Here is a 20,910-nt window from a genome sequence, read left to right as displayed (position 1 = left end):
GCCACCTGAGCGGTGTCACGGCGTGCAAGCACAGCGATAGACTGAGCTTTCCGTCATCGGGATGCCCCCATGCCGACTTTTGAAGAGAATGAACTCCCAAAGCTTCTCGATTTGCTCTACGACGCTGCGCTCGATTCGGGGCGGTGGACTCCCTTCCTCGACGCGTTACCGAGCTCTTTTGATGGAGCTTGCGGTATCCTTCAAAGGATCGATGTATCGGCCATAAGTGCGTTCCACGGCTTCGGCGTCGATCCGGCATATACCGCTTCATACGGTGAGCATTTCGCCAGCATCAATCCCTATGCGCCAATCGGCTTCCAAAACTTACCCGTCGGAAGGGTGGTCGATGCGACCTACTTTCTGGACCCGGAAACCGTCGAGCGCACCGAGTTCTTTCATGACTGGATGAGGCCGCAAGGCATCACCGCCGATCATCTCGCGGTATCGTGCCGGAAAGACGAGGACAGCGTCACCGTCCTTAGCATCGCGCCACATGCGTCGGTGTATCGCGAACAGAAGGCCTCCGCTCAGCATCGGCTGTCACTGCTCGTTCCCCACCTGAGGCGCGCCCTTGAGATTGAACACGCGACGGCGCGTAGGAGCCTGATCGAAAGCGCGCTCCAGACGAGTCTTGACGCGCTCGGGTTGGCTGCATTCGTGGTCGACGGGACGGGAAGCCTCACGCTGACCAATCGCAAGGCCGAGGAACTGTTGCGGCGCGAACGGGTGCTGTGCGTCAGCCACTCCAAGCATTTGAGCGCCGCCCATCCGAGCGAAGACAGGGCATTTGCCGGTGCATTGGCGCAGGCAGCGTGTCCGCCGACACAACCCACCGTGCAGTCCGTGCGGTTGACCTCGCGAGCATCCGGGCAGCCATATGTCGCCTGGGCATTGCCCATGCAGTCGACGCAACAAGAAGAGCCGAGTCATCGCTCGCAATGTGTGCCGGACCTAACCGCGAGGAAAGCCATTCTCGTGCTGGTGGCCGTAGCGGAGCGCAGCCACTCTATCGTTCCGCAAGCCATCCAGGCAGTATTCAAATTATCGGCCGCCGAGGCGCGGCTCGCGAGGTCGCCGGCCGGACCCTCGCGGAATATGCACGCGAGAGCGGCCTCTCACGTAACACGGCACGAAACCAACTCGCGTCAGTGCTCGAGAAGACTGCGGTACACCGTCAGGCCGAACTCGTGACACTGATCGTCAGTACACTCGGCGTAGTAGCTGGATAGTCGGTCGTTCGCCCCTAGCATGCTGGCACTACGGGAGAATTTGGCGCGCATAGTACATTTGCATCAAGCCGGATTGGCCATACTGCGCGATCGTTTCACTCCGCTCAGGGACAAAGGGCGAGAGGAGGTCCGAAAAGATCACGCGGCTGGAATGCTACTCGGCGCATGTCGCGATCTAGTCGGCATACTGGGTAGTGACGAGTACGGTCGCGCTCTGCTTGGTGAAATCTCCGCCAACTCCAAGACTCAATCGGTCTCGCCGTTAGAGGAGCCCGTATCATGACGACTTACTCTTACACCACCATTGACGACCCGTTCGCCGCGAACTTCACCTATCCCTCGAGCATCAACAGCTCGGGCCAGATCACCGGGTATTATACTGACAACAGCAACCACGATCACGGCTTCCTCTACAGCGGCGGCAGCTACATCACTCTCGACGATCCCTACGGCATCAACGGCACATATGCCCTGAGCATCAACGGCTCGGGCCAGGTCATCGGGTATTACGTTGATAGCAGCTTCACCTACCACGGCTTCCTTTACAGCGGCGGCAGCTACATCACTCTCGACGCTCCTGACGCCATCAGCACCTTTCCTGACAGCATCAACGCCTCAGGCCAGATTACAGGTTATTATTCCGATGGAAGCCACTATCATGGCTTCCTCTACAGTGGCGGCAGCTACACCACCATCGATGATCCTTTCGCCACCAACTTCATCGCTCCCCAGAGCATCAACGCCTCGGGCCAGATTACAGGGTATTATTACGACGACAGCGGCATCCACAGCTTCCTTTACAGTGGCGGCAGCTACACGACGTTGAACGGTCCCTCCGGCGCGTCCGGCACGACCGCACTTGCCATTAACGACTTTGGCCAGATCACAGGGTATTATTACAGCGACACCGGAAACCACGGCTTCCTTTACAGCGGCGGCAGCTACACCACAATTGACGACCCCTTGGGTATCGGCACCGATGCTCTGAGCATCAACGGCTCGGGCCAGCTCACCGGATATTACTTTGACAGCAACTTCGGCTACCACGGCTTTCTCTACAGCGGCGGCAGCTACAACACCATCGATGATCCGTTCGCCAACACCCGCACTATTGGACTTAGCATAAATGACTCTGGCCAGATCACCGGGTATTACCAGGACAGCAGCGGATATACCCACGGCTTTCTCGCGACCCCTGTGATCAACTCGATCCCTGTCGCAAAAGTCGACATCGCGGGGGTAACAAAGGGCAAGGTCGTCACGGCCGATGCCGCGCACGGTGTGCTGGCCAACGATACAGACCCCGACAATGACTCGTTGCATGTCACTGCCGTTAACGGCGTCGCGGCGAACGTTGGCCACGCGCTTGCCGGCGTTTTGGTGCCCTGACGTTGAACACGGACGGCAGCTATAGCTATGCCGCAGCTAAGGGCGGCAGTACGGCCCCGATGCTGCCGCAGGACACGTTCACGTACACCCTGGATGACGGTCATGGCGGGACCAGCACGGCCACGCTAACGGTCTCGGTCGTAGGTGCTGGTCAGACGTATGTGAAGGGGACAGATGGCGCCGACTCGCTGAAGGCAGGCACCAGCCCAACCGTTCTGGACGGAGGAAGCGGCAACGACGTCATCGTCGGCGGAAACAGCGCCGACGCATTGATCGGCGGCTGGGGAAACGACACGCTTACCGGCGGCAAGGATTCGGACACGTTCGTCTTCAATCCCAATTTCGGGAAGGATGTGATTACCTACTTCAAGCCAAACGCTGACCACATCCAGATCGATGACGCGCTGTTTGCCAATTTTGCTGCCGTGCAGGCCCATGCGACCAATGACGGCCACGGCAATACGGTGATCACTTACGACGCGAACGACACGATCACCTTACCGGGCATTGCGCCCTCGCAACTGCACGCAAATGATTTCTTCTTCGTTTGAGGGCTTGTTTATCGAGAGGCTCGCAAATTGGAAAACGGTTTTCTTATGCGCCGACTTTAGAGAGGAGGATACCATGCGCATTATTCAAGCATCGGCACTCATATTTTGTCTGGTCGCCGCTCCGGGGGTGTCGCTGGCGGCGGACGCCAAGGCCGACGTCGAGAAGGCATACGCCGCTTGGGATGCTGCGTTCAACAAGCACGACGAGAAAGCTATCGGTGCCGCCTATGTCACAAGCGCCAAGCTGCTGCCGCCGACGCACCAGGTCGCGTCGGGTCCGGCGGAGATTGAAAAGTTCTTTGCCGGGCTCTTCGCAGGGGGCGTGACAGGGCACAAGCTGGAGATGATCACGCCGGCGGAGACGACAAGGTCGTGTTCGGGACAGCCAAGTGGAGTGCGACCGGCAAGGACAAGGAGGGCAAGCCTTCGCCTCTCGGTGGCCTCGCAACGCACGTATTCGAGCGCCAGGCGGACGGCTCGCTGAAGCTGAGGCTGCAGACCTTCAACTGAGTTGGGCGACATTTCCTCTGTACTCCGCTGCACAGGAGTGACACTCGGGAGGAGGCTTGGCTGTGAGCTTCCTCCATCCTCGTCCCTGGCGGCTTGCGAGGCATGGGGCGCGCCGCTCGTATTCCTCAGCGAGCGCGTTGAGCCGGGCGGCGGCATCCGGATCGTTGATCGCTGCCGCCAGGCGTCGACACCTTTGGGCTTCCGCGAGCAATCGGGTCTTCTCGTCTTCTATGGCCATTGACTTTCGATGGCCATCAACCCGCTTGGCTAGAACCGGTACAGCGAGGTGGTAGCAGCCGCAGTGCGGCTCAACCGTCCTTCAGCGCGTCCTTGACCTGCTTCACCGGCCAGCTCTCGCCGGCGGCCCTCGCGCGTACCTTCGCGCCGCCGCCAATCAGTTCGTGGGACGAGACCTCGCCGCCGCTTTCGATGACCGTCAGCTCGGTCTCCGGTTTCCAGTCAAGCGTCAAATCCAGATCCCCAGGGAAGATTTCCCACTTCGAGCCCTCATCCAGTTCGACGATGTGGCTCTGCGAGTGCGAGCGGAGTTTCATCGGTTAGGCGGCGTCCGCATGCGGCTGCTGCGGGAGGCGCTCGACGGAAGCCGAGCGTCGCAGCCGTCCGTCCTCACCGTCGCCGCACTTGGCGCATCCCGCGTGCCCGGCCGCCGCCAACCCGACGCTTTCGCCTATTTCGCCGCGGAGCGACTCCGGCGCGCAAGACGATCGGTGTGCTCGCAGGTCGCAGTGAAACCACAGGCCGACCCCAGCAGCATCAGGAACAGTGCGCGACTCGCCTGGTATCTGGCGGCCGCTCTGCTGGTCTCCGATCCGTGCATGAGCGGTCGGCCGTCGGACGTGGAGAGATACCACCTGAACGTCCGGCGACGCTGCCTCAGATGGATTTCGAAGAGCGGCAGGTGATTGGGCATGACCTTCTTGTCGGCAATATACTTCCGTCATCCTCGATGCGTGTCGCAGGGTTCAAGAGTTCATGAAAAAAGTTTTGAAACAGCAAAAGATCGAAGATAGCCTCTGGCGACCGAGCTCGGGTGCAGCGACCTAAAGAGCGGCCCCCAAGCCGCTCCACCTCCGGCTCCGGATAGATGGGTCAATGGGGCCGCGTGCGGAGCGCACTTTCCGCATTCGAGGGTCAGGATGTCTCCGGCACCCAGCAGAATCGCCCTCTTCATCGACGGCGCCAACCTTTACGCCACGACCAAGACGCTCGGCTTCGATATCGATTACAAGCGCCTTCTGAAGGAGTTTCAGGGACGGGGCACGTTACTTCGCGCTTTCTACTATACGGCCGTCATCGAGGATCAGGAGTTCTCTTCGATCCGTCCTCTGGTCGATTGGCTCGACTACAACGGCTATACCGTCGTGACCAAGGCGACCAAGGAATTCGTCGACGCCGCCGGACGCCGCAAGGTCAAAGGCAACATGGATATCGAGCTCGCCGTCGATGCCATGGAGCTCGCCGGACTGATCGACGAGATGATCCTGTTTTCCGGCGACGGTGATTTTCGGCCTCTGGTCGCTGCGGTGCAGCGGCGAGGCGTCCGTGTCGCAGTGGTATCAACCATCGCCACACAGCCGCCGATGGTCGCCGATGAGCTGCGCCGTCAGGCCGACGTCTTCATCGATCTAGCGGAGCTGCAGGCGAAGGTCGGTCGCGATCCGTCCGAGCGGCACGCGAGCGCGGCGAGGCGCGTGGGCAATACGCTCAGCGTCAGGTCTCCCCAAGGTCGAGCAGCGGCAATGACGAATTCGATCGTTGAATGTCGCGTCAGCGTCGTGAAGGGTCCGGCTGCCTGGCCGGCTCCCGCACCCGTGAAGGAACGCGGGGACGTGTGATGTCCGGTTCGCGAACTTGCTCGATTTGAGCGTCGCATTCATGGAGACGCAGCTTCCTCAAGATCGATTCGAGGAATTGCGAGCTATGGTCCATGGCATCTCTCCTTGCAAGACGGGCGCAGGCTGGAGGTGAACCCGCCCACGGCCGTCGTTACAGAGACCGTCTGGGAGCGGTCTCTGCCAGCGTGAGACCGCGTCATTAAAGACCGGATAAGATTGGTTGCCGGAGGACTACGGAATGGGCCGTTCTGGCGAAGTTCAATATTTCGCGGCGACCGCGCCACCCCAACGGTAGTTCACACGCACCAAACCGATATCGACGTCCTGACCAATGCGGGCGGTCCCCGCAAAAGCGCCCGCCGGAGCACCCACAATTCCCGTCGAGAAGAAGTCCACATCCCGGTGCCCCATGAACAAGTGGTCGTATTCGACGCCGATGGACCAGTTCGGCGCGAAGCCGAATTCAAGGCCCGCCCCCACAGCGCGCCCCAGCGGGTTTCATCGCCGTCGTTGATGGTGAGCCCAGTCGCAACATCGACAATTCGATATTTGTCGCGGACGACCGCAGCGCCACCCTTCACGTAGAGCAGCACGTTGTTCCAGGCGTAGCCCACCTGGCCTGTGAACAGACCGAACGCATCAATCTTGGTTTCATCCTGGACGCCGGCGAAGACGAGATTGATGTTCGAGCCCTTGAAATCGGCCCAGTTGCCCTGCGCCTCCACACCGAACACCCAATTCGCCGTCTGCCAGCGGTAGCCGATCTGACCGCCAGCCGTGCCTCCGGTCGCATCGTGACACCCCATGGCAAGAGGCGGAGCGACGACCACGCCGCCGGCATTGATCACATCCAAGCATTTATGGGCTGAACCGCCGCCGCCATTGAGGCCGAGGTAGAGGCCGCTCCAATCGTAGATCGGCGGGACCATCGGCGGCGCCTTGGTATAGGGCCGCGCGGCCAGATCAGCGGCAGAGGCAGGCGGCCAGCGCGATGAGGGCTACCGTGCCGAGCAGGACTATTTTCATTTTTGACCCCAGTGTCGAATCGACTGCGGCCCCCAGGTCCTCAACCTATCATTGTTTTCCGATACTCCTGTCACCTGAGCGCCACAGCACGGAAGAAACGGAGAGTTCCACAACTTGACCTCGCTCTGCCCCTTGTCGCGAAGCGGAGATCAATCTCTTGTCCGAGCTGCGTGGGCATCGCGGATAACGTGCGATTACTGCAACCAGAAAAGTGCGCGATAGGACAATGGACGGCGCTTAGCCGATCGGTAGTAAGCTATCGAGAAACCAGCCATTAAGGGCTGCATGGGACCCTGCGCGAAAAGGAGCCGCCGTCCGATGCCAAGCACCCGCCGCGAGGTCGAGAAGGCTCGCTTCCCGTTGTGGGCGGCGGCTTTCGTGGCGCTGGCCTGCGTCGCCATTCTGGCGCTGAGCGGATGGCGCGAATGGGAGTCGCGCCAGGTCGAGCTGCGCAACGCCGAAGTCGACATGGCCAATCTTGCCCAGTCGCTGTCGCAGCACGCCGAAGACACGTTCGAGCTCGCGGACACCATCCTCGCCGGAATGGTCGACCGGATGGAGGTCGGCGGAACGAGTCCGGCCGCGGTCGCGAAAATCCAGAGCTTCCTGCAAGCCCGCAAGTACAATAGGCATCGCATCCGCGGCATCTTCGTCTACGACGAAACCGGCCGCTGGCTCGCCACGACCGAAGATGTCGACTTCGTGAGCCTCAACAACAGCGACCGCGACTACTTTCAGCGCCATCGCGCCTCGGCCGATCGCGGGACCCTGATCGATCGGCCGGTCAAGAGCCGGTCCGGCGGACAGTGGATCATCACCGCGTCGCGCCGCTTCAATCATCCCGACGGCAGTTTCGCCGGCGTGGTGCTGACGAGCATCGACGTCGCCTACTTCACTCAGTTCTACCGACGCTTCGACATCGGTACACACGCGCGGCTTCGCGCCGATCTTTAGCGGTATTGCCTAGCCGGTGTAGTCCGATGGCTGTGCCGCGTACGTGGGCGCTGCAAACCGCGCCACATTCTCCCTCGAGATCAGCCCGCACCAACTGACTTCTGAGCGCTATACCGGAATGGCGAGAATCAAATCGGTCTGGTGGGCTGCTGGTCAGCGATGTCAAACCGCGTGACTATCCATCGTCGCACCCCCAGCGAGTTGCCGAAATCGCCTGTCGATTCAACCAGCGCTAGGCCGTGAATGCGCAACCCAGGTTACGATAGCTGCGATGACGATGCAAAAGGCGGATCTGCCGTGAGCGTGCTCATCAGCACCTGAACGCCGGCGCGTTCTCCGCGGGCGAGAGCATATCGATCAGAATGTGTAGCGACAATAACATTAGGCCGAGGCTACCTCTAGTTCCTAGTGGAAGTGGCACGGTTTTGGTCTGACAGACAAATGTGTTGCCTGTACCGTTCGAGCGTACGGGGTGAAGCCGACTGCAGACTCTGCGGGCCGCGCTGGTGAGACGGATTGCCAGGTCAAACTGTCCTCGCCTCGTCACCTGACGGCGCAAGCTGTGATGCGTCCTGCGCCACTTGGCGGGAATGATCGGTCGCGATCAGGAGATAAATGGCCGGTACCACGAAAAGGGTGAACAGCGTACCGATCGAAAGTCCGCTTGCGATGACAAGTCCCATGTTGAAACGCGAAGCCGCTCCGGCGCCGCTTGCGAGGATCAGCGGAACCACGCCAAAGACCATTGCTGCCGTGGTCATGAGGATTGGCCGCAATCTGATTCCAGCCGCCTGCTCGATGGCTTCGCGCTTGAGGACGCCGCCGCGCTGCAGCTCGTTTGCGAATTCGACAATCAGAATGCCGTGCTTGCTGATCAGGCCCATCAACGTCACCAAGCCGACATCGGTGTATATGTTCAGCGATGCGCCGCCGATGCCGAGGCTCACGAAGATCAACGCGCCGGCGATCGACATCGGCACCGATACCAATATGATGCATGGATCGCGGAAGCTTTCGAACAGCGCTGCAAGCGACAGGAAAATGATCACCAGCGCAAATCCGAACGTGGCGACAAAGCCGGAGGATTCCTGGATATATTGCCGGGACAAGCCGCTGTAGTCGACGGTGTAGCCTCGGGGTAACGTCTTGGCAGCAAGATTGCTGAGGAAGTCCAGGGCGTCGGACTGCGCTACGCCGGGCGCCGCAACGCCCTGAATGGTGGCGCTGTTAAGCTGCTGGAAATGATTGAGCGTCTCCGGGACCGTTTTGGTCGCGATGTGCGCGATCGTCGACAGCGGCACGGGAATGCCCGAAACGTTGGCCACGTAATAATTGAGCAGCTGATCGGTATTCAGACGAAACCGTCGCTGGACTTGCGGGATTACCTTGTAGGAACGCTGGTCGAGGCTGAAATAGTTCACATACCCACCGCCCAGCATCGCCCCCATCGCGTTGCCGACATCGCTCATCTTGAGCCCAAGTTGCGCAGCCTTGTCGCGATCGATCTCGACGACTGCTTCGGGATTGTCGATCTTCAGATCCGTGTCGAGGAAGATGAACATCCCGCTGTCGATCGCAGCTTTCAGGAACTGCTGGGCGGCATCGTCGAGCTTGTCGAACGAATCGGTTGTCTTAATCACGAACTGTATCGGCAGCCCCTGGCTGCCCGGTAGCGGAGCCAGCTGAAAGGCGGCGATCCGCGCCCCGGCAACCTGGTCGAGATGCTTCTGGACGATCGGCTGCAGCTGGTTGCTCGTCCTTGTGCGCTCGTCCCACGGCGTCAGCACCATGCCCGAGACCACGCGCGCAGGCGAGTTGATCTGGAAGACGTGATCGGTCTCCGGATATTTCTTCATGATCTGGAAGACCTGCCGCGCATACAGGACCTTTTGCTGTAAGGTCGCGTCTGGCGCCAACGTGGACGTCGCAATCACCACCCCCTGGTCTTCCTGGGGAGCAAGTTCGCTCTTGGCGCCTGCATAAAGGAAATAGATGCTAGACAGCACGAGCAGTGCGAAGACGCCTGTTACAGGTACATAGTCGAGGCTGCCGTGCAGCCAGCTCAGATAGAGACGACGTAGCGCCTCAAAACGGCGATCAATGAGGGCGGTGAATCGTGCCTGCCAACCGCGCGTTGCGCCGTGCGGCTTGAGCAGACGGGAGCTCATCATCGGCGACAGCGTCAGCGCGGCAACGGCCGATATCGTCACCGTGCCGACCAGGGTGAATGCGAATTCCGTGAACAGCGCGCCGGTCAGACCGCCCTGGAACGCGATCGGGACATAGACCGCGACAAGGACAACCGTCATGGCGATGATCGGGCGGCCGAGTTCTCGCGCCGCCTCGATCGCCGCAACGACCGGCGCCTTGCCGGCCTCAAGGTGACGATTGATGTTTTCGACGACGATGATGGCATCATCGACCACGAGCCCGATCGCAAGCACCAGCGCCAGCAGCGTCAAGAGATTGATCGAGAAACCGACCGCCAGCATCATGGTGAAGGCGCCCACCAGCGACAGCGGGATCGCGACCATCGGGATCAGGACGGAACGCCCCGACCCCAGGAACAGGAACACGACGAGATTGACGATCAGCAGAGCCTCGGCGAGCGTCTGCACGACGTCATAGATCGCCGCGCGCACGAATTTGGTGGAATCGTAAACGATCTGGCCGCGCAGTCCGTTGGGCAGCTGTTGTTGTATGTCCGGGAAGATCCGGTGTACGCCCGCGATCACGTCGAGCAGGTTGGCAGTCGGCGCTACCTGGATGCCGATATAGACCGCCGGCTTGCCGTCGAATGCGACCTGTGTGTCGTAGTCGTCGGCGCCGAGCGAGACGTTTGCGACATCCTTCAACCGCACGATCGCGCCACCCGCTTGCTTGACAATCAAGTTGGCGAATTCGCTCTCCGAATGTAGGCCGGTCGATGCTGTGAGATTGACCTCCACCATCTGTCCCTTGGTGGTGCCGAGCCCGGAGATAAAATTGTTCTGCGTCAACGCAGCCGCTACATCTGCGGCGCTGAGGCCATAAGCAGCCAGCTTTTTCGGGTTGAGCCACGCCCGCAGGGCAAAGTTCTGTCCGCCGAGAATTTCCGCAGTCTGAACGCCCGGTACGGCCTGCAGCTTCGGCTGAACGGCACGGATGAGATAATCGGTGACTTGATTCCGTCCCAGCACGTCGCTGTCGAAGCCGAGATACATGGCGTCGATCGTCTGACCAATCTGCACCTTCAGCACCGGTTGCTGCGACCCCAAGGGAAGCTGGTTGAGCACCGAGCTGACCTTGGTGTTGATTTCCGTCAGTGCCTTGTCGGCATCGTAGTTGAGGCGGAGGTTGATGGTGATCGTGCTGGCGCCGCTTGCGCTATTCGAGCTCATGTAATCGATGCCGTTCGCCTGGGCGATCGCGTTCTCGAGCGGCGTTGTAATGAAGCCGGCGATCACATCGGGGGCAGCGCCGTAATAGGTGGTAGTAACGGTGACGACCGCATTCTGCGTGCGCGGATATTGCAGCACAGGCAGCGAGGTCATGGCGCGTAGGCCGAGCGCGAGGATCATCAGATTGACCACAGTGGCAAGAACGGGTCGGCGAATGAAGAGGTCGGTGAAGTTCATGGCAGGCCTCTCATTGTTCGGAGACCTGCGGGTTCGCGCTGAAAGGCGTGGTGACTTCATTATTGATCTGGACCGGCGATCCGTTGTGCAGCTTGTTCTGCCCGGCCGTGACCACGACATCGCCGGGCTTGATTCCATCCAGCACCGCGACCTGGTCACCGCGGGTCTGGCCGGTTTTCACGAAGACCTGGTGCGCAATCTTCTGCTCCTGCCCGCTCTCGTCCCTGCCGGCATCTTCGATCAGATAGGCAATATCTCCATACGCGTTGTAGTAGATCGCCGTCTTCGGCAGCGTCACGTAATCCTTCTGCGTCCCCACATCGATATCGACGGTCGCAAACATTCCCGGCAGCAGCTTCTCGTCGGGATTCTTGAATGTCGCCCGGACCTGGACATTCCGGGTCGCCGCATTGACGAGGGAGTTGATCGCCATGATCGTGCCGGTGAATGTCTCATCAGGATAGGTGTCGACCTTCGCAATGACGGGTTGGCCGACTCTGATCTTTGCCAGGTCCTGCTGCGGCAGGTAGAAATCCACGAAGATCGGATCGAGCTTCTGCAACGTCACGATCGGCGTCCCCGGCGCGATATACTGGCCGAGGTCGACCTGACGGATGCCTAATCGGCCGGAAAAAGGTGCTCGGATCGACTTGTAGCCGACAAGCGCCTGTTGTTGCGCAACCTGCGCCTGGTTGTTCTTGAGCGCTGCCAGGTCCGTATCAGCAGTCTGCTGGCTCACGGACTGGCTCTTGAGCAACCTGACGTCGCGATCGTAGTTGAGCTGCGCCAGCGCCGTCGTTGCCTCCAGAGCGTGCAAATGCGCGACGTCATCGGCGTCTTCCAGCTCGACGAGCAATGTTCCCTGCTCGACTGCTTCGCCGGACTGGAAGTGGATGGCTTTGACGGTACCGGCGACCTGCGGACTGAGGTCGGCCCCCTTTTCCGCCCGGGTGCTGCCTACGGCCTCCAGGCGGTCCTGCCACCGCTGCGTGCCGACCGTGATCGTGGAAACCGTCTGCGGTGGGTTGCGCAGTCCGGCGATCGACTTCTGAATCATCCTGGCCCGAAAAGCTTCAAACCCGAACACCGACCCCAGAACCAGCCCGACAGCGAGCAGCATGATGGCCATGCGTCGAAGCATTCGGGAGTTCTGGCTTTTGGAAGGAACGGCGCTTTTCATTGCCGTTGACCATCAGTTGTGGCGCCCGCGGCGCGCCTCGTCCCCCCGATTTTCCGAGATGCAGTTCCAGGACTGATCTGAAACGACTATTGAATGCGGCGGTTCCCGACACCTGTTTCACGGCGGGAACTGCCTCACAAACCGTCGCGATCCGGGGGCCAGGGTTTCGTAGCCTGGAGCCAACCCGTAGGCTGGGGTGGGGGTGCTAGGAAGGCCGGGGCGACACTTTGATCGGCCGAAGAGAGCCTGGACGGAGGGACCCGCTACTACCTCACCGGCGAAGCGGCCTTGATTTCAGCACGGTCTTCGCCGGCTTCACTGGAGGTGACGAAGGAGCTTTCCTGGAACCGCGCAAGGGCAAGTCGCGGCGCGGACAAGTCCTGGCAGGACATGTGATCGATCCTGCGCTGCATCAGCGCGTAGCATTCGCACGCCATGCCGTCGAGCCGCGCCCGGTCGACCTCGACGAAGCCGCGCCGGTCGGACCTGATGGCCCCCGCTGCGCGAAGCTTGCTCATCGTCAGCGTCACCGTCGTCCGCCGCACCCCGAGCAATTGTGCAAGTGCCTCCTGCGTCAGCGGAAGCACGTCGTCGGGAACGCGGTCGTGAATCTGCAGCAGCCACCGCGCCATGCGGCCTTCCACCCGATGCAGCGCGTTGCAGGCGGCCACGTGCTGGAGCTGCAACAACAGCGTGCGGGCGTGGACCTGCACCACGTGCCGGATGGCTGCGCTTCGCGCATAGGCGAGCCGGAATTTCGCGGCGGAAATCCGCGATGCGGTGCCGGCCACGCGAGCCATCGCGGTCACGGACGACCGCGATGGGCCGAGCACCGAGAGCGAGGCCAATGCGCCTTCCCGCCCCATCAACGTGGTCGCGACCGTTTGCCCGTCGGGCATGTCGACCATGAAGGCGATGGCGCCGCTATGGGGAAAATAAACCTGATCGAGCTCATCGCCCGCCCGCACCAACACGGCGTCGGGTTCGAACGAGATTTTCTGGAAGTGGGGCGTGAGCAGGTCGAGATCCGCCGGCGGCAACGCCGCCAAGAGCCTATTCCCAACGCTGGTCGGGTGCGCGGTCACTGAGTAGTCCTTCCCGGAACGAGCAACCAATGCCCCCAGTGAGACGCGCTCATCATCTTCAACATCCAGAAAGCGAGATCGGGCCGTATTCGTCGGGGTAGATCCGTCAACTTCGAGACGCATGGTCTCGCGGCATTCGCACGCCACCGCCGCGAGGCGCGATCGGTCGATCTCGATCTGGCCTCGTCGATCAGATCTGGTCGCGCCCGACGCGCGCAGATTGCGCATCAGGAGCGTCACCGTCGTTCGTCGCACGCCGAGTATTTGAGACAGCGCTTCCTGGGTGAGCGGGAGGATGTCGTGGTCGATGTGGTCGCTTAAATAGAGCAGCCAGCGTGCCATGCGAACTTGGACCGGATGCAGCGCATTGCAGGCCGCGCCGAGCTGGAACTGCGTCAGCATCGCGCTGAGGTGGGCCTGGAGCGCGTGCCGGAGCGCGGGGCTGCGGTTGAAAGCGGCGCGAAATCGGGAGGCGGGGATCCGCGAGGCGGTCCCTGCCGCGTGCACGATGGCGGTAATGGCCGAAGGTGAGGGCCCTAGCGCGGAGAGGATGCCGACTGCTCCCTCACACCCGATTGCCGCGGTGGCAACCGTCTGCCCGTTCGCCATGTCGATCATCAGCGAGATGGCGCCGCTATGAGGGAAGAAGACATGCTCGACCTCGTCACCCGCTCGCGCGAGCACCGCGTCCTGATCGAGCGCGACCGCTTCTAGCTCGGGCGCCAGCAGAGCGAAGTCCGGTGGCAGCAGTGCTGCTAGAAGCCGGTTACCACTTCCGCCGGCACGCGTCACTGCAGGGTGAGGCATCGGCCGCCTTCTCCACTCCGAGCGGCGCAGACCGGTGGCCTCAACATCTGTTCGAATCTGCCTTCTCTACTTGCACCGAGATCCAGTTCATTTGCAGACGGCTTCAACAATTGCGCTCAAATCGCTCGCAGCCACGAAGCGGATTTTCTTGCAACATCATCGGGGCTTAGATGGGAAGTGCGCTACGAAGGCACAATTGCAAAATGCGCATGGGTAACACCGTAGGCGCGGCCACATGAGTTCCAATTTCCGGAACGCGGCAAACCCTGCTGCGATGGCGGAGGCGGCCCCGCGCCTCGCGTCTCTGCAAGGGCAGCCTCTCATTCATGAGCTAGGGCTAATAAGGCTGTACGCGTGCGGGGCTCGATAGGCGAAAAGTCCGGCAAGTAGCCTCACAGTGGCAGGGATTGCTATCGTGGGTATGTCCTGACCTCAATGACCGCCTGAGCCGGCATCGCATGGCCGGCGAATGCGCCCGACAGGCGCTTCACCGCGAGATCAGACGATGAAACAAGCAATCGATACTTTGCCGTCGCGTCGCCAAGTGTTGCGACTGGCAGCCATGGTTACGGCATCTGCCGTGGTTGCGAAGCCCCCGAAGGCCGCGGAGGCTCTAAAGGAAGGGACGGACAATTCCTATGTTCCCGCTGACGGCGTCTCGACATTCGAAAACGTTTGGCAGACCGTGCGTGATCGCTTTTACGATCCGCATCACAGCGGACTGGACTGGCCCGCGGTTCGGGAGAGGTATCTCCCCGACGTTCGGCGGGCAACCTCCCAAAGCTCCCTGGCGCGCGTCATCAATACGATGCTGTCTGAGTTGCACGCTCCGCACACGCGTTTCTATACTCCGGATGAGCCGGAATATTATCAACTTGCAGATATTTTTTCCGGCGCACTGCGACGCCGGGGACTGCAGCGTGCGTTTCCGGACGGCCGCATTTCGTACCCTGGCATCGGTATCATTTCACGTTCCGAGGCGACTGGTTGTAACACGATCACTGGCGTGATCGATGGAACGCCGGCTCAGCAGGCGGGCCTCCGCGCGGGTGACGAAATAACTGCGGCTGACGGCATGGCATTTGAGCCGGTCGCGTCATTCCGTGGGAAGGTGGGCAAACCGGTTATCTTGGAGGTGCATCGGGGTGCTTCGGTGGTGCAAATCCCGGTCAGGCCGGTCGACCTCGAGCCCACGAAAATGTTCTTGCATGGGTTGGAGTCCAGTGCTCGCGTCATCGAGTCCAACGGACGGCGCATCGGCTATGTCCATGTTTGGTGCTATGCCGGCTACGTCTATCAACGCGCCCTTGAACGCCTGCTGTCTCAAGGCGCGCTAAAAGATGCGGATGCGCTGATCTGGGATTTGCGCGATGGCTGGGGCGGCGCGCAACCCGAATATCTCGACCTGTTCAACGCCCGGGGGCCAACAATGCAGGTCACCGACCGAAGCGGTACTAGCGAATTCGTGAATGTGAAGTGGCGCAAGCCCGTTGCGATGCTCATCAACGGCGGTACGCGCAGCGGCAAGGAGGTCCTTGCCTATGGCTATGCAAACATCATCGGGATCTACATCTGGGAGCTCGATGGTCGGCTCCTTGAGGCCAATGATACGTTTCTGCGTCTGGTGGGATACGATCGCTAGAAAGCGCCGGCGTGCCCCTCCCCGGCGAGACCATCCTTGTTGCGGCCGCTCTCCTGGCCGCCGCCACCAATCAGATCGACATCGTTATCGTGGTCGCCGCGGCCGCTGCAGGCGCAATCATCGGAGACGGAATCGGATACACGGTCGGGCGCAGCTTCGGATCGGCCCGTTCGATGCTGCCGCGCTGGCCCGTGTTCTTTCAGTCGATCGATAAGCCAAGCGGATGACAGACAAGGAAAGGATGTGCGTTGGCCTTGTTCCCAACGCGATCGCGACCGCAGCGCTCAATTTGTCTGCCGCTTTTGAACCGAAGCCTGGTCGATTAGGAAGTCGTCCAACTTCCCGCCGCCTCGAAGCTGCGGCCGCAGCCACCGAGGCAGCCTGCCGCGACCCGACCATGTCTCCGCCGGGTTCTTCGGGTTGCGATATTTGGGACGAACGGGCGGGTATGGGCGGCGCTTACGATCGAACCGTGTGGCCTCGTCGGCCAGTCCAATCTTGTGGAGCCGTTCCTCCAAGCGTGCTTTTTGTACTAGGAGTTTCTGAGTGAGGCTGGTGGCGACCTGTTGGTGAAGTGTCCAGAGCTCGTCAAGGGAGAGCGAATTGAAGTGCTCGGTGTTCATGGCTTGATCCGAATTCTTGGGAGAAGGCCCTGGCAGACAAGTCGGGAATGACGGAGCAGGCAAGACGTCAGTTAAACATTGGTCGTGCAATCCACATTTAAATGCGGGAGGTAGCGGCGAGAAAGGCACGACGGCGGTAATATCATGGCGGAGCATTTAATTTGGTGCGGAGGGGCAATCCTCGCTGAGGGGCCCGCAGACCGGTATCGTGACATCCACAAGCTTACCGCCCGACCAGTTGCGCTTTCGCATTGCCTTGCCGGCGCGGAGATGAGCGCAAACATTGCCGCAGCGACGGCGATCAAACGGACGCCTGCGTCGCGGAGCGCGAGCGGGATCGACGCGCGGCGAAACGCAGGTGGCTCGATTTAATTGAGCGCGCTGCCGCGTGTTGGCAACCCAGGAGTGCTGGCGGGCTTATTAATTCGGATGGCCAGCGCACAATTAATTCATCACGCAGCCAGATTTAAGCCGCATGGGGGCCCATGTCGCCGCGAAGGCTCGTGCCGGATGGGGGCGCAACACCGGGAGTTTTCTATGTCCGGTCATTTGCGATTTTACTTCGCCAGTTTGGTCCTTGTTGGAGTTCTTTCAGGGACACCTGCGTTCTCGAACCCTTTTGCCGAGTTGTTCAATATCACCCCCCGCGAACCCGCTCCAACCTCTCCGGCGCAACCGGAATGCTTGGGGCGCCCCGGCAACTCGCCCCCCGACGGCCAGCATTGGGTCTATCGAATGGACGGTCACCGCAAATGCTGGTTTCTGGCCGAGGGGCTCGCGACGGTGAAGAAGCCAATTCGTCGCCGCGCGGCCAAAGATCAAGTTGCCAGTTTGGACGACGAAACTGTACGGCGCAGCCGGAGCGCGGTCGTTGATGCGCGCCCGGAGTTGCTGCGCTCCGCACCGGCCGAGGGGTCTCAGCCGCCTCTACCCGAAATCAAGGTAGCTGATGGCGCTTCCGAACTCGGTACGGTCCCCGCCCCGACGTCGGCGGCGCCCATCCCGGAGCTTCACAGCCGCCTTCTCACGCCCGAACACTCCATGCCTAGCCAAGTCGATGTTGAGCAGCTTCTCGCGGTCGCGCCGGTGGCCAACGATGCGGTGCCTTCGCCCGATCCACCGGCTATGGTGATCGGCTTGCGGATTGGGGAGGCGCGCGACGAGGCGCGGAGCTGGACGGCAACTTGGTTAGGCGTGCTGCTGATGACGCTGGGGGGCCTCTCCATCTTAAGCTCGAGCCGCACGCTTCGGCAAGCGGTAAGATTAGGGCCCTGAGGTAGCGCGATACACTAGGCAGGGTACCTGACGCGCCGCCACGCGATCGATGAGCTCTAACGCTGGTAGAGCCGAATTGCCACACGTACAAAGGTTCCGCGCGTCTGGACCTAGTTTGGCACTGCCTGAGACGGACATTCGATTACGATGACGGTCCCCCTTTTGGTTGGGACGGCCATCATGCGGTACAAAGTGTTCGTGGTCGACAGCAGCCGGCGAGTGATCTGCGCCGCGAAGCTTGACTGCATTGACGAGCAGGCGGCGAGACGTCGAGCCGAGCAAATGTATGGCGAGCACGACGTCGAGCTTTGGGAAGGCGATCGGCTTGTTGCCGTTTTTCAAGGTGCAACGTCGAACGGAAATCCGTGCGACCGCTTTGTCCTGAATAGACGGCCGATCTCGCCGCCGAGTTAAATTAGTTCACGGCTCTTGCTCTGCTGCTCGCTTTGGCACGCCGCCTTTTGCCGAGTGTTCTCGCTTCTACATGCCGGAGTCTTACTTAGAAGCGTCTCCACTGCTCTAAGCTCCGCCACAAGCGCTTGGTGTCGTTTACTCAGAACAGCACAAGCATAAATCTCACGCGTACTGGACATCAGGTGCCTCAGAAAATGACTTGAACTAAGAAGTCGACGAAAAGAGAAAGGCCGAGCTGTGATCGCGCACTGCAAACGCTTCGGAGCTCAGGGACACCAGCAATACGACAGCACCGCCGAGAACACGGACGATCATTCTGGTCGTTTCCTCATCTGGTGGCTTTCGCCGCAGGAAGCCTGAATCGCGTCGAGCACGCAAATTAACAGTCGTGGTTGGTGCAAGGTGTTGCGCGACTGTTGCGTTCGTGCGTCGTCCGACGGGCAGCGAACCAATCGGCGCCCGCGATGCGCCACCCGAATGATTTACATAGGCAAATGCAGACTGATGGGTGGTCATCGATCGCGGATCGAGGCACGACGATGCGGTCGCATAGTCTTTGGCATGCCCCAGTGGGGATCGCGAATCAAATAATAGCGTCCATAGGTCGGAAGCCGACGATTTTAATCCGAGCAGGATTCGAGCCCCGGAATAATATCGCTGAGCTCCGTAAGATACCGGTGTGGTCCGGCACGGGTGGCGCAAGAGGCCCCTTGCTGTTGATTTTGATGCATTAATCATTAAATGCGAACGCGCAAATAAACAAATGGACGAGCACAATGGTTTAATTTAGCTTTAAATTTAATCCGGAGTCGAATGATCGTGATCGCTCCTGATCACGGAAATCGCTCCTGGAGCGGAGGAATACTGCAAATCGATAATTGCAAACGTGGGCGGACCAGGACCGCCCCCGAATGGGCAGGGGATACAGTTCTAAATCTTTTCCCGTAACTCGGCGGCAGTTGGCCAGATCGTCGCTCATGGGCGGACAAATCATTCGTCCCAGCGAACGCTGTTGCGTGAATTGATTTTGCGCTGACGCTCTCTGCTCTGCAGCGAGGGCTATGAATGAAGCACGCACGTTTTGTGTGGGAGTTCCAGACAATATTCAGCCGGGCTCGAATTGAAGCCGGTCTTCAGGCGATTTCGAATTCGTCTCCGTCAGCGTACGATCCTCCAATCGAGCTCAGCGTGCCGTTTGCGCACGGTCCGTCAGCTGTCGCGTACGGTTCGGCGCTTGAGACCAGCTTTTGCTTCTGTCAGGCCGCGACACTGGCTCGCGACACCCTATTGCGCGTTCGGAGCGACGCTAGCTCCAAACAAGCTTATCTTCACATGCTTTTCTTGCACATTTTCGCAGCCCTGAGCACGACGACAGTCATGCTCGACAGCACAGAACTTTACTTCAGCAGTGCAGGCAAGGCAGTGGCCGACCATCACCGCGCAATTGTGCAGTTTGTCCGGGTCCGTGAACGCGGACGTATCACCCAAAGGATTTAGCTATGGCGACGCAAACAACGGACGGCGGCAGCACGGTTTCTTTCGGAAATACTCCGCAAGCCAACACCGACATTTTCTCGTTTACGGAAGACGCCAGCAACATTCTCATCTTGAATGTGCTGGCAAATGATCTTGGGGGCGCGGCAAAGACGCTGTTCTCCCTGGACGATGGAACGAGCGCCTCCTCGTCCACTAAGAACTACGCACCGACAGACCTGCTGGTCAAAGATGTGGCGTACAGCAGTGATGCCGCCGGAATGGCCGCAACCGGTGACCGCAGCGCCCTCGGTGCACGCATCTGGATCGAAACGGACGGCACCGTTCATTACGACAAGGGCGACATCAACGTTCAGCTTCAGGCGCTGGCGACCGGGCAAACGCTGAGTGACACATTCACCTACGCTATCCAGCTGGGTAATGGCACGCTCAGTTGGGCGACCGTGACACTTCAGTTCAATGGCGCAAACGACTCGGTCTTCATCACATCGAGTCCGCAGAGCGGCTCGGCGGTAGAAGACGCGAACGCCACGCCGGATCTCTCGGATTCGCAGAGCGCGGCCGGCACCATCAGCTTCAACGACGCCGATCTCAGCGACACGCATTCGGCCTCGTTCGCGGCAGCCTCTTTCAATACCACTTCGCTCGGCACCTTCTCGCTCGATCCTGTCAACGAGCCGGCCAATGCCGCCAGCGGCTCGGTGCAATGGCACTATGCGCTTAACGATTCGGCTGCTCAGTATCTAGCCGCGGGCCAGAACGTTACCGAAAGCTTCGTGGTGACGATCAACGACGGCCACGGCTCGACGGCTACCCAGACGGTGACGGTGACCATCACCGGCACTAACGATACGGCAACCGTCTCTTCGGATTCCAAGTCCGTCACCGAGAGCGATGCCGCAGCGGCGCTCAACACCAGCGGCCAGCTCACCATCACCGACCCGGACACGGGCGAAGCCCATGTCGTCGCGCAGAGTAATGTCCACGGCAGCTATGGCGACTTCAGCATCGATGCCAACGGCGTCTGGAGCTACACCGGCAACGGCGCGCACAACGAGCTCACCGCCGGCCAAGAGGTGCAGGACCAGTTCACGGTGACGAGCCAGGACGGCACCGGCAGCGGCACCGTCACGGTGACCATCACCGGCACCAACGACGCTGCCACCGTGAGCTCGGACTCGAAGTCCGTCACCGAGGGCGACACCGCCGCCGCGTTGAACGCCTCCGGGCAGCTGACGATTGTGGATCCCGACAGCGG

At 60.5% G+C, this 20,910-nt stretch carries 16 protein-coding genes and 3 pseudogenes; 11 read left to right on the top strand and 8 right to left on the bottom strand.

The window, feature by feature from the left end; all coding sequences use genetic code 11:
* Window positions 1-69 precede the first annotated feature (69 nt).
* The 4 genes from BLV07_RS42185 (at window position 70) to BLV07_RS50540 (ending at window position 3,679) form a co-directional block, all read left to right on the top strand.
* Window positions 70-1,191, top strand: coding sequence for a hypothetical protein (locus BLV07_RS42185; RefSeq protein ID WP_091898323.1), 1,122 nt, complete (start codon window positions 70-72; stop codon window positions 1,189-1,191).
* 317 nt (window positions 1,192-1,508) lie between these two features.
* Window positions 1,509-2,618, top strand: a complete 1,110-nt coding sequence (locus BLV07_RS42180) for a hypothetical protein (protein WP_091898321.1) — start codon at window positions 1,509-1,511, stop codon at window positions 2,616-2,618.
* Between the two features lie 2 nt (window positions 2,619-2,620).
* Window positions 2,621-3,169 carry a calcium-binding protein gene (locus BLV07_RS42175; RefSeq protein ID WP_091898319.1) on the top strand — a complete coding sequence of 183 codons (549 nt, stop codon included), beginning with the start codon at window positions 2,621-2,623 and terminating at the stop codon, window positions 3,167-3,169.
* 372 nt (window positions 3,170-3,541) lie between these two features.
* On the top strand, window positions 3,542-3,679 hold the full coding sequence (locus BLV07_RS50540) for a Cif family virulence factor (RefSeq protein WP_244551410.1): 138 nt from the start codon (window positions 3,542-3,544) through the stop codon (window positions 3,677-3,679).
* A gap of 308 nt (window positions 3,680-3,987) precedes the next feature.
* Here BLV07_RS50540 and BLV07_RS42165 read toward each other — a convergent pair whose 3' ends face one another.
* The gene (locus BLV07_RS42165) at window positions 3,988-4,233 is read right to left on the bottom strand and encodes a hypothetical protein (RefSeq protein ID WP_091898317.1); all 246 of its coding nucleotides are present in this window, start codon (window positions 4,231-4,233) and stop codon (window positions 3,988-3,990) included.
* Window positions 4,234-4,836: 603 nt separating this feature from the next.
* Here BLV07_RS42165 and BLV07_RS42155 point away from each other — a divergent pair.
* Window positions 4,837-5,535, top strand: a complete 699-nt coding sequence (locus tag BLV07_RS42155; protein WP_143035690.1) for a LabA-like NYN domain-containing protein — start codon at window positions 4,837-4,839, stop codon at window positions 5,533-5,535.
* A 258-nt stretch (window positions 5,536-5,793) separates the two neighbouring features.
* Here the strand turns inward: BLV07_RS42155 and BLV07_RS42150 are convergent.
* Window positions 5,794-6,561 (bottom strand): annotated as a pseudogene (locus BLV07_RS42150) (outer membrane protein).
* Window positions 6,562-6,879: 318 nt separating this feature from the next.
* On the opposite strand from BLV07_RS42150, the pseudogene BLV07_RS42145 reads away from it, so the two are divergent.
* A pseudogene (locus BLV07_RS42145) lies at window positions 6,880-7,485 on the top strand (PDC sensor domain-containing protein); the annotation flags it as partial.
* A 554-nt stretch (window positions 7,486-8,039) separates the two neighbouring features.
* On the opposite strand, the gene BLV07_RS42140 reads toward BLV07_RS42145, so the two are convergent.
* The 4 genes and pseudogenes from BLV07_RS42140 to BLV07_RS48155 form a co-directional block, all read right to left on the bottom strand.
* Window positions 8,040-11,132 carry an efflux RND transporter permease subunit gene (locus BLV07_RS42140; protein WP_091898311.1) on the bottom strand — a complete coding sequence of 1,031 codons (3,093 nt, stop codon included), beginning with the start codon at window positions 11,130-11,132 and terminating at the stop codon, window positions 8,040-8,042.
* A gap of 10 nt (window positions 11,133-11,142) precedes the next feature.
* Entirely contained in the window at window positions 11,143-12,261 is a 1,119-nt protein-coding gene (locus BLV07_RS42135) for an efflux RND transporter periplasmic adaptor subunit (RefSeq protein WP_244551409.1), read from the bottom strand.
* A 317-nt stretch (window positions 12,262-12,578) separates the two neighbouring features.
* Entirely contained in the window at window positions 12,579-13,397 is an 819-nt protein-coding gene (locus BLV07_RS42130) for a Crp/Fnr family transcriptional regulator (protein WP_244551412.1), read from the bottom strand.
* A 207-nt stretch (window positions 13,398-13,604) separates the two neighbouring features.
* Window positions 13,605-14,204, bottom strand: a pseudogene (locus BLV07_RS48155) (Crp/Fnr family transcriptional regulator); the annotation flags it as partial.
* Window positions 14,205-14,709: 505 nt separating this feature from the next.
* Here BLV07_RS48155 and BLV07_RS42125 point away from each other — a divergent pair.
* Complete coding sequence (locus tag BLV07_RS42125) at window positions 14,710-15,846, top strand: S41 family peptidase (RefSeq protein ID WP_176946115.1); 1,137 nt, start codon at window positions 14,710-14,712, stop codon at window positions 15,844-15,846.
* A gap of 11 nt (window positions 15,847-15,857) precedes the next feature.
* Window positions 15,858-16,073 (top strand): hypothetical protein, encoded by a 216-nt coding sequence (locus tag BLV07_RS42120; RefSeq protein WP_091898305.1) that lies wholly within the window; start codon window positions 15,858-15,860, stop codon window positions 16,071-16,073.
* 57 nt (window positions 16,074-16,130) lie between these two features.
* Here the strand turns inward: BLV07_RS42120 and BLV07_RS42115 are convergent, their stop codons facing one another.
* Complete coding sequence (locus tag BLV07_RS42115; protein WP_091898303.1) at window positions 16,131-16,469, bottom strand: H-NS histone family protein; 339 nt, start codon at window positions 16,467-16,469, stop codon at window positions 16,131-16,133.
* A 537-nt stretch (window positions 16,470-17,006) separates the two neighbouring features.
* Here BLV07_RS42115 and BLV07_RS42110 point away from each other — a divergent pair.
* Window positions 17,007-17,744, top strand: coding sequence for a hypothetical protein (locus BLV07_RS42110; RefSeq protein ID WP_091898355.1), 738 nt, complete (start codon window positions 17,007-17,009; stop codon window positions 17,742-17,744).
* A 618-nt stretch (window positions 17,745-18,362) separates the two neighbouring features.
* Here the strand turns inward: BLV07_RS42110 and BLV07_RS47080 are convergent.
* Window positions 18,363-18,674: a hypothetical protein gene (locus BLV07_RS47080; RefSeq protein ID WP_143035689.1), complete on the bottom strand. Its 312-nt coding sequence runs from the start codon at window positions 18,672-18,674 to the stop codon at window positions 18,363-18,365.
* Between the two features lie 549 nt (window positions 18,675-19,223).
* Here BLV07_RS47080 and BLV07_RS42100 point away from each other — a divergent pair.
* The gene (locus tag BLV07_RS42100; protein WP_091898301.1) at window positions 19,224-19,655 is read left to right on the top strand and encodes a hypothetical protein; all 432 of its coding nucleotides are present in this window, start codon (window positions 19,224-19,226) and stop codon (window positions 19,653-19,655) included.
* Window positions 19,656-19,657: 2 nt separating this feature from the next.
* On the top strand, window positions 19,658-20,910 hold a 1,253-nt coding region (locus BLV07_RS42095; RefSeq protein ID WP_210187855.1), incomplete at its 3' end, for a VCBS domain-containing protein.

It is taken from the genome of Bradyrhizobium sp. Rc2d, assembly GCF_900099855.1.
Classification (GTDB): domain Bacteria; phylum Pseudomonadota; class Alphaproteobacteria; order Rhizobiales; family Xanthobacteraceae; genus Bradyrhizobium.
This window is presented reverse-complemented; position numbering and strand designations above follow the sequence as displayed.